General features: G+C 73.5%; 9 protein-coding genes. 7 read left to right on the top strand and 2 right to left on the bottom strand.

What is annotated here, in order from left to right; translation table 11 throughout:
• Positions 1-340: 340 nt before the first annotated feature.
• Positions 341-688, bottom strand: coding sequence for a WhiB family transcriptional regulator (locus AB0Q96_RS16500; protein ID WP_329423259.1), 348 nt, complete (start codon positions 686-688; stop codon positions 341-343).
• A 462-nt stretch (positions 689-1,150) separates the two neighbouring features.
• Here AB0Q96_RS16500 and AB0Q96_RS16495 point away from each other — a divergent pair, with 462 nt between their 5' ends.
• The 4 genes from AB0Q96_RS16495 (at position 1,151) to AB0Q96_RS16480 (ending at position 5,504) form a co-directional block, all read left to right on the top strand.
• Positions 1,151-1,762, top strand: coding sequence for a response regulator transcription factor (locus AB0Q96_RS16495; protein ID WP_003948568.1), 612 nt, complete (start codon positions 1,151-1,153; stop codon positions 1,760-1,762).
• A 246-nt stretch (positions 1,763-2,008) separates the two neighbouring features.
• Positions 2,009-2,611 carry a sigma-70 family RNA polymerase sigma factor gene (locus AB0Q96_RS16490; protein ID WP_046908296.1) on the top strand — a complete coding sequence of 201 codons (603 nt, stop codon included), beginning with the start codon at positions 2,009-2,011 and terminating at the stop codon, positions 2,609-2,611.
• A gap of 139 nt (positions 2,612-2,750) precedes the next feature.
• A complete protein-coding gene (gene guaB / locus AB0Q96_RS16485) occupies positions 2,751-4,250 on the top strand; it encodes an IMP dehydrogenase (RefSeq protein WP_365325925.1) in 1,500 nt (499 codons plus the stop codon).
• 129 nt (positions 4,251-4,379) lie between these two features.
• Complete coding sequence (locus AB0Q96_RS16480; RefSeq protein WP_365325923.1) at positions 4,380-5,504, top strand: GuaB3 family IMP dehydrogenase-related protein; 1,125 nt, start codon at positions 4,380-4,382, stop codon at positions 5,502-5,504.
• A gap of 74 nt (positions 5,505-5,578) precedes the next feature.
• On the opposite strand, the gene AB0Q96_RS16475 is transcribed toward AB0Q96_RS16480, so the two are convergent.
• Positions 5,579-6,820, bottom strand: coding sequence for a nucleotide sugar dehydrogenase (locus tag AB0Q96_RS16475; protein ID WP_365325921.1), 1,242 nt, complete (start codon positions 6,818-6,820; stop codon positions 5,579-5,581).
• 302 nt (positions 6,821-7,122) lie between these two features.
• On the opposite strand from AB0Q96_RS16475, the gene AB0Q96_RS16470 reads away from it, so the two are divergent.
• From AB0Q96_RS16470 to AB0Q96_RS16460, 3 genes are all read left to right on the top strand, one after another.
• Positions 7,123-8,829 (top strand): glycerol-3-phosphate dehydrogenase/oxidase, encoded by a 1,707-nt coding sequence (locus AB0Q96_RS16470; RefSeq protein ID WP_365325919.1) that lies wholly within the window; start codon positions 7,123-7,125, stop codon positions 8,827-8,829.
• Between the two features lie 152 nt (positions 8,830-8,981).
• Positions 8,982-11,219: a serine/threonine-protein kinase gene (locus tag AB0Q96_RS16465; protein WP_365325917.1), complete on the top strand. Its 2,238-nt coding sequence runs from the start codon at positions 8,982-8,984 to the stop codon at positions 11,217-11,219.
• Positions 11,220-11,294: 75 nt separating this feature from the next.
• Positions 11,295-14,558, top strand: a complete 3,264-nt coding sequence (locus AB0Q96_RS16460) for a protein kinase (protein WP_365325915.1) — start codon at positions 11,295-11,297, stop codon at positions 14,556-14,558.
• Positions 14,559-14,649: the final 91 nt, after the last annotated feature.

Genomic DNA, 14,649 nt, shown 5'->3' with positions numbered 1-14,649 from the left:
CCGGGTCCGGCCGTACGAGTGCGGGCGCACGCCCGTAGGGGTGAGTGCGCTGGGCCGGACGGGTGAGAGCCCCGCGCCCGTGCGGGTGAGGGCGGCGGTATCGGTCGGACGAGCGCGTGCCGAAGGCGTGCGGTACACGCCCGCCGTCCGGGTCACGGGCCGGGCCCGCGGCCTCTCCCGTGGCCGTGCCGCGCGGCGGGCGCGCGGGGCGGCGCGACGCGGCGCGGTCGCCGGGGCCGCACGCCCCCGGGCCGCGTGCGGCGCGGTTCCCGGGGCCGGGTGGGGGCCGGCCCGCTCGGTGTCGTCCGGTTGTGCCGAGTCGTAGTGCAGAAACGTTACTTCAGGCGTGACCCACGCCTGCCGTGCTCGTGTGGGACGCCCGCGCGGTGGCGGACGTCGTGACCAGGCGATTGCGGGCTCGACCCATGAGCTCTTCGCGTTCGTCCTCGGTGAGGCCGCCCCAGACGCCGTAGGGCTCCCGTACGGCGAGCGCGTGTGCCGCGCACTCCGCGCGTACCGGGCACCGCATGCAGACCTCTTTCGCCGAGTTCTCGCGCGCACTCCGTGCCGCGCCGCGCTCTCCCTCGGGGTGGAAGAACAGGGAGCTGTCGACCCCGCGGCAGGCCGCGAGCAGTTGCCAGTCCCACAGATCGGCGTTGGGTCCGGGAAGGCGGGAGAAATCTGCCATTGCGCTAGTCCCCTTGAAACCGTGTCGAACGGATTGGTGGGCGGGTTGTGGCTGGCTGATCGACGGGGCCCTTCGTCCCCCGTCGGATGTCGCGTACCCGCTCTCGCGGGTTCGATCCGACCGTACAACTACTGTCTAAGTAGATGTAAATATGACTCATTGCGAATCTAGCCACAGACACCGCGAAAAGGGAAGAAAACCCGCTAAATGGGGCATACCTTCGGGTGAAGGACGGATGACCTGCGACGCTCTCCTCCGCGTACGGGCCCTCACGTAGAGTGCCGAAGGCGGCCGTCCGACCCGTAACTCTTTCGAGTGACCGTCGTTGAGAGTGCGGAGGCGGTTGAAGGAACAAGCGCTCGGACAGATGTCCGGGGGTGTCAACCGCACAGGTGACGATACGTACCAGCCCTGGAGGCTCAAGGTGACGCGCTTCAGCTGCGAGAGCCACGGAGGTCAGGCATGACTTCCGTCCTCGTCTGCGATGACTCCCCGCTTGCCCGAGAGGCGCTTCGGCGGGCGGTCGCGACCGTGCCCGGCGTCGAGCGCGTGACCACCGCGGCCAACGGCGAGGAAGTCCTCCGCCGCTGGGGAGCGGACCGCTCGGACCTGATTCTGATGGACGTGCGCATGCCCGGCCTGGGCGGCGTGGAGACCGTCCGCCGGCTGCTCTCCGCGGACCCCGGCGCCCGCATCATCATGCTCACCGTCGCCGAGGACCTGGACGGTGTCGCGCTCGCGGTCGCCGCGGGTGCCCGTGGCTATCTGCACAAGGACGCCTCGCGCGCCGAGCTGCGGGCCACCGTCACCCAGGCCCTCGCCGACCCGACCTGGCGGCTGGCCCCGCGCCGGCTGCGCTCGGCCGAGATGGGCGCCGCGCCCACCCTCACCGCCCGCGAGATCCAGGTGCTCGAAGGCATGAGCCACGGCCGGTCCAACGCGGAGATCGGGCGCGAGCTCTTCCTCTCCGAGGACACGGTGAAGACGCACGCGCGCAGGCTGTTCAAGAAGCTGGGCGCCTCCGACCGGGCGCACGCCGTCGCGCTCGGATTCCGCTGGGGCCTGGTGCGCTGACCTGCGGCCATCGGCCGCATCCCCGTCCGCCGAGCGGCGGACGGGGTGGGCTTGTGTCACTTCTCCGCGGAATGCCGCATCCTTGATGGTGTGGAGTTCCTCGGGGACGAGACGAACGAGCCAGCGGACAACGAGCGGAAGGGGAGGGCGCAGGAGATGAGTGCCGGCGCACCTGCTCATAACGCTTCGGTGCACAACTACGGACGCGGTGCCGCGAACGGGCAGGCGTCAAGGCACCATGGAGCGATGCGCGACGACGAGACCATGGGGTCCCCCGTGCCCGCAGGGCAGGGGGAGATCGGTGCACTCGTTCACCGTGCCGTCGAGGGGGACCAGCAGGCGACGCACGACCTCCTCGCGCGCGTGCACCCCCTTGCCCTGCGCTACTGCCGTACGCGGCTGAACCGGCTGCCCGGTGACGCCCGTCACTTCGTGGAGGACCTGGCCCAGGAGGTCTGCGTCGCCGTCCTGATGGCGCTGCCGCGCTACAAGGACACGGGCAGGCCCTTCGAGGCCTTCGTCTTCGCGATCGCCGGCCACAAGGTCGCCGACCTGCAGCGGGCCGCCATGCGGCACCCGGGTTCGACGGCCGTGCCCTCCGACGAGATGCCCGAGCGGCCGGACGACTCGCTCGGGCCCGAGGAGCGGGCGCTCCTCAGCGACGACGCCGAATGGGCCAAGAAGCTGCTCGCCAACCTCCCGGAGAACCAGCGCGAGCTGCTCGTCCTCCGGGTGGCCGTCGGACTGACCGCCGAGGAGACCGGGCAGATGCTCGGGATGTCCCCGGGCGCGGTCCGGGTGGCCCAGCACCGTGCGCTGAGCCGGCTGCGGGCGTTGGCCGAGCAGTAAGGGTTCGGAGGGGCGGGTGTCCCTCACGTACACGTGCGAACGTCCAAAGCTGCTCGCTGATCTTGATCGTGGAATGAGACACGGCTGCGGCCCGTTAGCATGGACATCCGCACCGATCAAGGCCATTGGGGAAGGTGTCATGACCAACATCGACGGAGTGCCCGAGAAATTCGCGACACTCGGGCTGACCTACGACGATGTACTGCTGCTGCCGGGCGCGTCCGACATGGCGCCCGACCAGATCGACACCTCTTCGTACATCTCGCGGAACGTCCGGGTGAACATCCCGCTGCTCTCCGCCGCGATGGACAAGGTCACCGAGGCCCGGATGGCCATCGCCATGGCCCGTCAGGGCGGCGTCGGCGTCCTGCACCGCAACCTCTCCATCGCCGACCAGGCCAACCAGGTCGACCTGGTGAAGCGCTCCGAGTCCGGCATGGTGACCGACCCGATCACCGTGCACCCGGACGCCACGCTCGCCGAGGCCGACGCGATCTGCGCCAAGTTCCGCATCAGCGGCGTCCCGGTCACCGACCCGGCGGGCAAGCTGCTCGGCATCGTGACCAACCGTGACATGGCCTTCGAGTCGGACCGCAGCCGCCAGGTGCGCGAGGTCATGACCCCGATGCCGCTGGTCACGGGCAAGGTCGGCATCTCCGGCGTGGACGCCATGGAGCTGCTGCGCCGCCACAAGATCGAGAAGCTGCCGCTGGTCGACGAGGCCGGGCTGCTCAAGGGCCTCATCACGGTCAAGGACTTCGTCAAGGCCGAGAAGTACCCGAACGCCGCCAAGGACAAGGGCGGCCGGCTGCTCGTCGGCGCGGCCGTCGGCGTCGCCGGCGACTCGTACGAGCGCGCGCAGGCCCTGATCGAGGCGGGCGCCGACTTCATCGTCGTCGACACCGCGCACGGTCACTCCCGGCTGGTCGGCGACATGATCGCCAAGATCAAGTCGAACTCCTCGGTCGACGTCATCGGCGGCAACGTCGCCACCCGCGACGGCGCCCAGTCGCTCGTCGACGCCGGTGCGGACGGCATCAAGGTCGGTGTCGGCCCCGGCTCCATCTGCACCACCCGCGTGGTCGCCGGCATCGGCGTCCCGCAGGTCACGGCCATCTACGAGGCCTCCCTCGCCGCCAAGGCGGCCGGCATCCCGGTCATCGGCGACGGTGGCCTGCAGTACTCCGGCGACATCGCGAAGGCGCTCGTCGCCGGTGCCGACACGGTGATGCTCGGCTCGCTGCTCGCGGGCTGCGAGGAGTCCCCGGGCGAGCTGCTCTTCATCAACGGCAAGCAGTTCAAGTCGTACCGCGGCATGGGCTCGCTGGGCGCCATGCAGACCCGCGGCGACCGCAAGTCCTTCTCCAAGGACCGCTACTTCCAGGAGGGCGTCGCCTCCGACGAGCAGCTGATCCCCGAGGGCATCGAGGGCCAGGTGCCCTACCGCGGCCCGCTCGCCTCGGTCGTGCACCAGCTGACCGGTGGTCTGCGTCAGTCGATGTTCTACGTCGGCGGCCGCACGGTCCCGGAGCTTCAGCAGAACGGCCGGTTCGTCCGGATCACCTCGGCGGGCCTCAAGGAGAGCCACCCGCACGACATCCAGATGACCGTCGAGGCGCCGAACTACAGCCGTAAGTAAGCAGCCGTACGTAACGCAGCGCGATCCACGGATCCCCAGGGGGTGGTTCCGGCATATGGCCGGAGCCGCCCCTTCGGCGTGTGTCGGGGATACTGGTAGGCGCAGACCAAGAGGGAAAGGCCACACAACGTGACTGAGATCGAGATCGGGCGCGGCAAGCGCGGCCGCAGGGCGTACGCGTTCGACGACATCGCCGTCGTACCGAGCCGGCGCACCCGGGACCCGAAGGAGGTCTCGATCGCCTGGCAGATCGACGCCTACCGCTTCGAGCTCCCGTTCCTGGCCGCTCCCATGGACTCGGTCGTCTCGCCGCAGACCGCCATCCGCATCGGCGAGCTCGGCGGCCTGGGCGTGCTGAACCTCGAGGGCCTGTGGACCCGCTACGAGGACCCGCAGCCGCTGCTCGACGAGATCGCCGAGATGGACGAGGACACCGCGACCCGGCGTCTGCAGGAGATCTACGCGGCTCCGATCAAGGAGGAGCTGATCGGGCAGCGCATCAAGGAGGTGCGCGACGCGGGTGTGGTCACCGCCGCCGCGCTCTCCCCGCAGCGCACCGCGCAGTTCTCCAAGGCCGTGGTCGACGCCGGCGTGGACATCTTCGTCATCCGCGGCACGACCGTCTCCGCCGAGCACGTCTCCGGCGCGGCCGAGCCGCTGAACCTCAAGCAGTTCATCTACGAGCTCGACGTCCCGGTCATCGTCGGCGGCTGCGCCACGTACACCGCGGCCCTGCACCTGATGCGCACCGGCGCGGCGGGTGTCCTGGTCGGCTTCGGCGGCGGCGCCGCGCACACCACGCGCAACGTGCTCGGCATCCAGGTCCCGATGGCCACCGCCGTCGCCGACGTGGCCGCGGCCCGCCGCGACTACATGGACGAGTCCGGCGGCCGGTACGTGCACGTGATCGCCGACGGCGGCGTGGGCTGGTCCGGCGACCTGCCGAAGGCGATCGCCTGCGGCGCCGACGCGGTCATGATGGGCTCCCCGCTGGCCCGTGCCACGGACGCGCCCGGCAAGGGCCACCACTGGGGCATGGAGGCCGTCCACGAGGACGTGCCGCGCGGCAAGCTGGTCGACCTGGGCATCGTCGGCACCACCGAGGAGGTCCTCACGGGCCCGTCGCACACTCCGGACGGCTCGATGAACTTCTTCGGCGCCCTGCGCCGCGCGATGGCCACCACGGGCTACAGCGAGCTCAAGGAGTTCCAGCGCGTCGAGGTGACGGTCGCGGACGCGCAGCACAAGCGCTGACCCGAAGCCCGTACGGGCAGGCGGTACGTACGCGAGGGGCCCCGCACCGGGTGGTGCGGGGCCCCTCGCGCCGTTCACAGCCGGTGCGCGGCGCCCCCCGGAGTGGCGCCCCGGGTGTCGAGGAGCAGCTGTGCCTTCACGGACAGGCCCTGGAGGTCGTACGTGCGGTGGTGCTGGAGCAGGATCGTCAGGTCGGCGTGGGCGGCGGCCTCGTAGAGGGAGTCGGCGCGGGGGACCGGCAGGTCGCGGACGCGCCAGTCGGGGACGTGCGGGTCGTGGTAGCTGACGGCGGCGCCCAGGTCCATCAGGCGGCGGGCGATCTCGTCGGCGGGGGAGCCCTGCCGGTCGGCGAGGTCGGGTTTGTAGGTGACGCCGAGCAGGAGGATCCGGGCGCCGCGGGCGGACTTGCCGTGTTCGTTGAGGAGGGTCGCGCAGCGCTGGACGACGTACTGCGGCATGCGCTCGTTGACCTGGCCGGCGAGTTCGACCAGGCGCAGCGGGCGGTGGGCGCCGATGGTGTCCACGGGGACGCCGTGGCCGCCGACGCCGGGGCCGGGGCGGAAGGCCTGGAAGCCGAAGGGCTTGGTCTCGGCGCAGCGGATGACGTCCCAGAGGTCGACGCCGAGTTCGTGGCAGAGCACGGCCATCTCGTTGACGAGGGCGATGTTGACGTGCCGGAAGTTGGTCTCCAGGAGTTTCACGGTCTCGGCCTCGCGCGGGCCGCGGGCGCGGACCACCTTGTCGGTGAGGCGGCCGTAGAACGCGGCGGCGGACTCGGTGCAGGCGGGGGTCAGCCCGCCGATGACCCTGGGGGTGCCGGCGAAGCCGTGGGTGCGGTTGCCGGGGTCGAGGCGGCCGGGGGAGTAGGCCAGGTGGAAGTCGCGCCCGGCGCGCAGTCCGGAGCCCGTTTCGAGGAGCTCGCGGAAGGGCCCTTCGGTGGTGCCGGGGGGTACGGGGGACTCCAGGAGGACCGTCGTGTGGGGGCGCAGCCGGGCGGCGAGGGCGCGGGCGGCGTCGGTGACGGCGGTGAGGTCGAGGGCGCCGTCCGGTCCCGGCGGGGTGGGTGCGCAGACGACGGCGGTGCGGACCCGGCCGAGCTCGGCGGGGTCGGCGGCGGGGCGGAAGCCCGCGGCGAGCATCCGGCGGATCTCGGCGGCGGTGAGGGAGCCGTCGACGGGGGGCCGTCCGGCGGCGAGTTCGGCGACGGGGCGGGGGTCGGTGTCGTAGCCGACGGTGCCGACGCCGGCCGTGGTGGCCGCCTGGGCGAGGGGGAGACCGTGGTGGCCGAGGCCGATGACGGCGAGATCAGCGGGCATGGAGGTGGGCCGTCCTTCCCTGGTGCCGGAGGGGGTGTGAGGCCGGGGCCGCTAGGGCCTGTCTGGTGGATCAGGGCCGGACAGGCCCTAGCCGGAGGGGACACGACGCGCAAGCCCTGTGGACAGAACGGGGCGAGCGCAATGTCAGACTAGGCGTAAATATGACCGATATGCGGCATTGTGGAGCCGAAGATCGCGAGTGTTATCCACAGGCCGCGGTTCAGGCGGTGGCTGAAGTCGCGGGGCCGGTCCAGAATCGAAGCCGTGAGCCCGACCACACAGGGGGACGACGGGAGGCAGCGGTGAGGACAGCGACACTGGGACCCGCCGAGCGCACGGCGGCGCTCGCGGCGATGGCCGAGCGCGAGCTGGACGTGCTGGTCGTCGGCGCCGGAGTCGTCGGCGCGGGCACCGCGCTCGACGCGGTCACCCGAGGACTCTCCACCGGCCTCGTCGAGGCGCGCGACTGGGCCTCCGGCACCTCCAGCCGCTCCAGCAAGCTGATCCACGGCGGCCTGCGCTATCTGGAGATGCTCGACTTCGCCCTCGTCCGCGAGGCCCTGAAGGAGCGCGGCCTGCTCCTCGAACGGCTCGCGCCCCACCTGGTCAAGCCCGTCCCGTTCCTCTACCCGCTCCAGCACAAGGGCTGGGAGCGCTGGTACGCCGGCTCGGGCGTCGCGCTGTACGACGCGATGTCCGTCTCCTCGGGCCACGGGCGCGGCCTGCCCGTCCACCGCCACCTCAGCCGCGGCCGCGCCCTGCGGGTGGCGCCCTGCCTCAAGAAGGACGCCCTCGTCGGCGCCCTCCAGTACTACGACGCCCAGATGGACGACGCCCGCTTCGTCACCACCCTCGTCCGCACCGCCGCGAGCTACGGGGCACAGGTCGCCAGCCGGGCCCGCGTCGTCGGCTTCCTGCGCGAGGGCGAGCGGGTGGTCGGCGCCCGCGTCCAGGACGTCGAGACCGGCGGGGAGTACGCGATCCGGGCCCGCCAGATCGTCAACGCCACCGGCGTGTGGACGGACGACACCCAGGCCCTCATCGGCGAACGCGGCCAGTTCCACGTCCGCGCCTCCAAGGGCATCCACCTCGTCGTGCCCAAGGACCGCATCCACTCCACCACCGGACTCATCCTGCGCACCGAGAAGTCCGTGCTGTTCGTCATCCCCTGGGGCCGCCACTGGATCATCGGCACCACCGACACCGACTGGGACCTCGACAAGGCCCACCCCGCCGCCTCCAGCGCCGACATCGACTACCTCCTGGAGCACGTGAACGGGGTCCTCGCCACCCCGCTGAGCCGCGACGACGTCCAGGGCGTCTACGCGGGCCTGCGCCCGCTGCTCGCCGGCGAGTCCGACGCCACCAGCAAACTCTCCCGCGAACACACCGTCGCCCACCCCGTCCCCGGCCTCGTCGTCGTCGCCGGAGGCAAGTACACGACCTACCGGGTGATGGCGAAGGACGCCGTCGACGAGGCCGTCCACGGCCTCGACAAGCGGGTCGCCGCCTGCGTCACCGAGGACACCCCGCTCATCGGCGCCGAGGGCTACCGCGCCCTGTGGAACGCGCGCGCCGGGATCGCCGCCCGCGCCGGACTGCACGTGGCCCGGGTGGAGCATCTCCTCAACCGCTACGGCTCCCTGACGGAGGAGATCCTCGACCTGATCGCCGCCGACCCCTCGCTCGGCGCGCCACTGCCCGCCGCCGAGGACTACCTGCGCGCCGAGGTCGTCTACGCGGCCTCCCACGAAGGCGCCCGCCACCTCGACGACGTCCTCACCCGGCGCACCCGCATCTCCATCGAGACCTTCGACCGGGGCACCCGCAGCGCCCGCGAGTGCGCCGGACTCATGGCGACGGTCCTCGGCTGGGACGCGCACCAGGTCGACAAGGAGGTCGAGCACTACGAGAAGAGGGTCCAGGCGGAACGCGAATCGCAGCGCCAGCCCGACGACCTGACGGCGGACGCGGCCAGGCTGGGGGCGCCCGACATCGTGCCGCTCTGACCGGCGCGGGCACGGGAATGCTTCTCGGAGTACGGACCCGGGGGAGGCATCGGTCCCGGAGTGAGGGACAATGAGCTCTCTTCCAGGGCGGGTTGCCGCATCGTGCGGGAGCGGCGGACGCGGGCGCAGATCAGGGATCGACGAGGGGACGCATGTCGGAGGCGGAGCAGTCGCGGGACACGGGGCAGGACCCCCGACGGGACGCCCCTGCGGGGGCCGCCACCGACGGCGACCGGGGCGCGGTTCCGGCCGCGCGCACGGCGGACCGGGACGGGGCGGCACCGGGCGGGACGCGGGACGCGTCACCGGACGCCGAGGGCACGGAGCGGGACTCCGCGTCCGGGGCCGCGGCGGCGTCCGGGGCCCGGAGCGGAACCGGCGCGCGGACCGGAGCCGACCTGACCAAGAAGCCGGCGGCCACGGGCACCCCGGCCGCGAGCGGGTCGACCGACGGGGCCGCGCCGGCCACCGGCTTCGGCGCGGACGTCGCCGACGTCGACGCGAAGCGCGCCGCCGGAACGGCCGGGCGCACCGGCGGTGCTGACGCGGCGTCCACCGAAGGACGGCTGCTCGCCGGGCGCTACCGCCTCGGCGTCGTCCTCGGCCGCGGCGGCATGGGCACCGTGTGGCGGGCGGTCGACGAGACGCTCGGACGGACCGTCGCCGTCAAGGAGCTGCGCTTCCCCACCAGCATCGACGACGACGAGAAGCGACGCCTCATCACCCGGACCCTGCGCGAGGCCAAGGCCATCGCCCGGATCCGCAACAACGGCGCCGTGACCGTCTACGACGTGGTCGACGAGGACGACCGGCCGTGGATCGTCATGGAGCTCATCGAGGGCAAGTCCCTCGCCGACGCCGTCCGCGAGGACGGCACCCTCACCCCGCGCCGCGCCGCCGAGGTCGGCCTCGCCATCCTCGACGTGCTGCGCTCCGCGCACCGCGAGGGCATCCTGCACCGCGACGTGAAGCCGTCCAACGTGCTGATCGCCGAGGACGGCCGGGTCGTCCTCACCGACTTCGGCATCGCCCAGGTCGAGGGCGACCCCTCGATCACCTCCACCGGCATGCTCGTCGGCGCCCCCTCGTACATCTCGCCCGAGCGGGCCCGCGGCCACAAGCCCGGCCCGGCCGCCGACCTCTGGTCGCTCGGCGGACTCCTGTACGCCGCCGTCGAGGGCAGCCCGCCCTACGACAAGGGCTCCGCCATCGCCACGCTCACCGCGGTGATGACCGAGCCGGTCGACCCGCCGAAGAACGCGGGCCCCGGGCTGGAGCAGGTCATCTACGGCCTGCTCGCCAAGGACCCCGACCAGCGGCTCGACGACGCCGGAGCCCGGGTGCTGCTGCGCGCCGTCCTCGACGCGCCCGAGGCCCCGCCCGAGCCGTCCCCCGAGGCGACCAGGATCGTCCCGCTGCCGCCGATCCCCGAGCGCCCGCCGCTGGCCCCGCCGACGCCCGCCCGGGAGAAGACCGGCGAGGCCGCCGACCGCATGCGCGGCGCCCTGAAGTCCGTACGGAACGCGGCGTCCGCGCCGAAGCCGGAGCCCGAGCGCCGCACCGGCGCCGGAGTGCCCGACCGGCCCGCGCAGGCCCGCGCCTCGCTCACCGACGTCGTCCCGCGCCGCACCCTCGTGATCATCGGCGCGGTCGTGCTCGCCGCCCTGCTCGGCACGATCCTGTACGTCGCCCTCGGCGGCGGCCAGGACGGCGCCACCGACAACGGCAAGGGCAAGGGCACCGGAGGCACGACGGCCTCGGCCGGATCCACGGCCGGCGGCGGCAGCGACCCGAGCACCGACACCGGCACCTCGGGCGGCGACCCGGACCAGCAGGGCGGCGGCGACAAGCCCACCGGCGACACCGCCGGCCGGAACGGCACCACGCCGAGCGGCACGCCCGGCGGCGACAAGCCGGCCGGCCCGCAGCTGCCCGCCGGCTACGTGATGGTGACCAACGGCCGCTTCCACTTCCAGATGGCGATGCCCTCCTCCTTCAAGCTGGCCGCCATCGCGGGCCAGAACTCGGGCGGCATCTTCCACGCCGGCGGCAGCGGCTTCCCGCGCGTCCAGGTCGACTTCAACGACAGCCCCCGCGACGACGCCGCCAGCGCCTGGCGCGCCGCCGTCGCCGCGGTGGCCGCGTCGAGCAACGGCTACAAGCACATCGCCATCCGCCCGGTCGAGTACAAGGGGTATCCGACCGTCGCCGACTGGGAGTTCGAGCGCAACCAGAACGGCATGCGGATCCGGATACTCAACCGCGGCTTCAAGGTCGACGCCGGACACGGCTACTCGATCATGATCAGTTGCAAGGCCGACGCGTGGGACGCGGCGGACTGCAAGACGCTGCGCGAGACCGCGTTCGCCACGTTCAGCCCCAAGGATTGACCGGCGCACGTATCGTGAAAGGCCCCGGGCCCGGAGTCCGGGGCACGGGGGACGGCGGGCGCGGGGGGAGGCGTCATGGACGAGTACGCGGGAAGGGTGCTGGCGGACCGTTATCGCCTGCCCGTGCCGCCGGCCGACGCGTACGACCTCGTCGAGACGCGCGCCTTCGACACCTACAGCGGACAGGAAGTCCGGATGCGGCAGGTGCCGCTGCCGGAGATCGTCGACGCCGAACTCGTCGGCGACGAACCGTACGCCGCACCCGGCCGGGCGACCCGACGCCCCGCCGACCCCGGCGTCCGCCGCGCCCTGGAGGCCGCCCAGGCCGCCGCGCAGATACCCGACCACCCCCGCCTCGACCAGGTCTTCGACGTGTTCGCCGAGGCGGGCTCGCTCTGGATAGTGAGCGAGTTCGTGACGGCCACCCCGCTCTCCGAACTCCTCGCCGACGCACCGCTGAGCCCCTACCGGGCCGCCGAGATCGGCTCCGACCTGCTCACCGCCCTGCGCGCCCTGCACGCCCACGGCTGGACCCACCGGAACGTCACCCCGCGCACGGTCCTGGTCTGCGAGGACGGCCGCGTCGTCCTGACCGGCCTCGCCGCCGGCGCCGCCGAGGAAGCCCTCTGCGGCTACGCCCCGGTCCCCTTCCCCGACGACGAGGAACCGTCCTTCGGCCCGCGCCCCGCGGCCCGTGAGGACGAGGGCGCCTATGACGACGGCGACGACGCACACGACGAGCACGACGCGGCCGACGGCGAGGCCGACGGCCCGTACGAGGCCGAGTACGGGGACGCGTACGAGGACCGGGACGGCCACCTGATCGAGGACCTGGCCGGAGACCCGGCCGAGGATCTGGCCGAGGGTCAGGACGGGGGCGGGGGAGCGGGATACGGGCCGCAGGCGTACGCGACCGAGGAGTACGAGCCGGGGCCGTACGTCGCCGAGGCCACCGGCTCCGGGGACCACCGGGCCGAGCTCTACGGGGCGGGCCCCGCCTACGCGACCGGTGTCCCCTGGGAGCCCGTGCCGGCCTACGAGCCCGCGCCCGTCCACGAGCCGGAGGCGCTTCCGCCGGGCGGGTACGAGGCCGCCGGGTCCGGCTTCGGCGCCGAGGCGGACTCCGTCTCCGGGGCCCCTGACGCCCAGGACCCCGACCGGGACCAGGGCCACGACCCGGACCGTGATCAGGACCCGCGCCCCTCGTTCTACGGCCCCGAGCCCACCGGCACCCCCTACGGCCCCGGCGAGGGTGCGGGCGCCCGGCCCGAGCCGCCCGCCGCGCCCGTCGTGCCCGCGCCCGCCACGCCGTCCGCCGCGGAGGTGCGCGCGGCCCGGGCCGGGGCCATCGCCGCGTACCGGGCGGGAGCCCGCGCCGCCGCCCGGCTCGGCGAGACCGGGGCGCTGCCCGTCCAACGCCAGGCCGCGTCGACGCCTCCGGCCGACCTCCCGGCCGAGCCCCCCGCCGATCCGCCCACCGAACCCCTGCCCACGCAGCCTCCCGGCCCGTCCGGCACCTCCGGCCCGTCCGACACTTCCGGCCCGCCCGGCCCTCCCGCCGTGTATCCCGCGCCGCAGTGGTGGTCGCGTACGGACGACGACGATGACGACGACGAGGACGACGGCGACGACGAGACGGGCGGGGTGTACGGCGGGACGCCGCCGCCGCGCGCGTACCTCTCGGGGACCTGGAGCGACGGCCCGCACGCCTCTCGCGACAGCTCCCGCCCCGTCCCGGCGGGCGGCGGCCCGCTGCCCGCGCTCCCCGCCGGGTACACGGCGGCGGCCCCCGCGCCCGTGCCCGCGCCCGCCCCGGGCGCCCCGACGGGCGGAGTCCCGGCGTACCGCGGCCCGGTGACCCGGCTCGCGGCCGAGCGGGCCCGCCAGGCGCGGATCGCGGTCATCGGCGCCGTCACCGAGCGCTGGGCGCCCGAACAGGCGGGCCCGGTCCACGAGCACTGGCGGCTCGCCCCGCCGATCGGTCCGGCCACCGACCTGTGGGCGCTGGGCGCGCTGCTCTACCGGGCCGTCCAGGGGCACGCCCCGTACCCGGAGGACAGCGCCGCCGAGTTGGTGCAGCTGGTCTGTTCCGAGCCCCCGGCCTTCGCCGAGGAGTGCGGTCCGCTGCGCCCGGTCGTGGAGTCGCTGCTGCACCAGGACCCGACCGAGCGCCCCGACGTCGAGGTGCTGAGCGGCTGGCTGCGCTCGCTGGTGCGCTCGGCGCCCGAACCGGAGGCCGGGCTCGGTGTCGCGGCGCCGCCGTCCCCCGACGCGACCCGGCTGCCCATCGTGCGCCGCCGTGGCGAGTTGGTGCGCCGGCGGCGCGGGGGCGGCGCGGCGGGTGGCCGCCACCGGCACGCGAAGGGTGCCGTCCCGCGCCAGGGCCGCCGTCACGAGGACGCCCACACCGCCCACGAGCCGCTGGACGCCCAGCAGCCTCCGTACCCGTATCCGGACGAGACCGGGTCCGGCTTCCCGTCCGGCTTCCGGAACGACTTCGGGAGCGCCCACCAGGACGCCCACCAGGACGCCCACCGCAACGACCAACGGCACGAGTACCGCGGTGACCACCCCGAGGACGACTTCCGCGAGGAGATCCCCCAGCGCGCCGCGCGCCGCCCCGCCGCCCCGCGCGGCTCGGGCGCCCCGCGCTCGCTCGGGCGGATCCTGCTGGTCCTGATCCTCCTGCTGCTGGCCGGAGCCATCGCGTACGCCGTGCTGTTCATGCCCGGCGAAGGCGAGGGGAAGAACCCGACGGCGACGCCGCCCCCGGCCGGCAGCACCACCCCGCCGCCCGCGTCGACGAAGCCGGCCAGCCCGTCGGCCACCCCCTCCGCCAAGCCGTCCAGCGTCCCGCCGCCGACGTCCGCCACCGCCCCCGCGCTCGACGCCGGGTACGTGCTGCGCAAGGACACCGAGGGCTTCGAGGTCGGCGTGCCGCGCGACTGGCGGCGCAGCCCGATCAACGACGCCGGGCAAGTGCGCTACACGGGCGGCGACTTCACGCTGATCGTGGTCCCGGGCCGGGACACCGTCCGGGCGAACGGCGCCGACCCCATGGCGTACCAGCGCACGAAGGAGCGCGAGCTCCAGCCCTGGCGGGACTCCTCGTGGTCCGGCGCCTCGGGGCTGCGCCGTATCGACATCGGCCGACAGGCCATGGCGGTGGGGCAGTTCACCTGGCAGGACAGCACCGGCCGGGAGGTGTTCGTGCGCAATCTGGCGCTGATCGACCGGGGCCGCTACCACGTCGTCCAGGTCATCGGTCCGGAGAACGAGCGGGACAAGGTGTCCGAGATCTACGACCAGGCGGTGAAGGCGTACCGGGCGACCCGCTGATCGAACCGCCGGGCGAGGGGAGGAACGAACCGCCGAGTCCCCGACGCCCCGCCGGTCACAGTGTTGTTCCACAAGCCGCCCCGAGGTTCCG

It is taken from the genome of Streptomyces sp. NPDC093111 (assembly GCF_040683955.1).
In the GTDB taxonomy this organism is placed as follows: Bacteria; Actinomycetota; Actinomycetes; order Streptomycetales; family Streptomycetaceae; genus Streptomyces.
This window is presented reverse-complemented; position numbering and strand designations above follow the sequence as displayed.

Bases quoted from the DNA above. Each gene is read 5' to 3' on its own strand.
- AB0Q96_RS16500 (WP_329423259.1), bottom strand. From the start codon at position 688: ATGGCAGATTTCTCCCGCCTTCCCGGACCCAACGCCGATCTGTGGGAC.
- AB0Q96_RS16495 (WP_003948568.1), top strand. From the start codon at position 1,151: ATGACTTCCGTCCTCGTCTGCGATGACTCCCCGCTTGCCCGAGAGGCG.
- AB0Q96_RS16490 (WP_046908296.1), top strand. From the start codon at position 2,009: ATGCGCGACGACGAGACCATGGGGTCCCCCGTGCCCGCAGGGCAGGGG.
- guaB (WP_365325925.1), top strand. From the start codon at position 2,751: ATGACCAACATCGACGGAGTGCCCGAGAAATTCGCGACACTCGGGCTG.
- AB0Q96_RS16475 (WP_365325921.1), bottom strand. From the start codon at position 6,820: ATGCCCGCTGATCTCGCCGTCATCGGCCTCGGCCACCACGGTCTCCCC.
- AB0Q96_RS16465 (WP_365325917.1), top strand. From the start codon at position 8,982: ATGTCGGAGGCGGAGCAGTCGCGGGACACGGGGCAGGACCCCCGACGG.
- AB0Q96_RS16460 (WP_365325915.1), top strand. From the start codon at position 11,295: ATGGACGAGTACGCGGGAAGGGTGCTGGCGGACCGTTATCGCCTGCCC.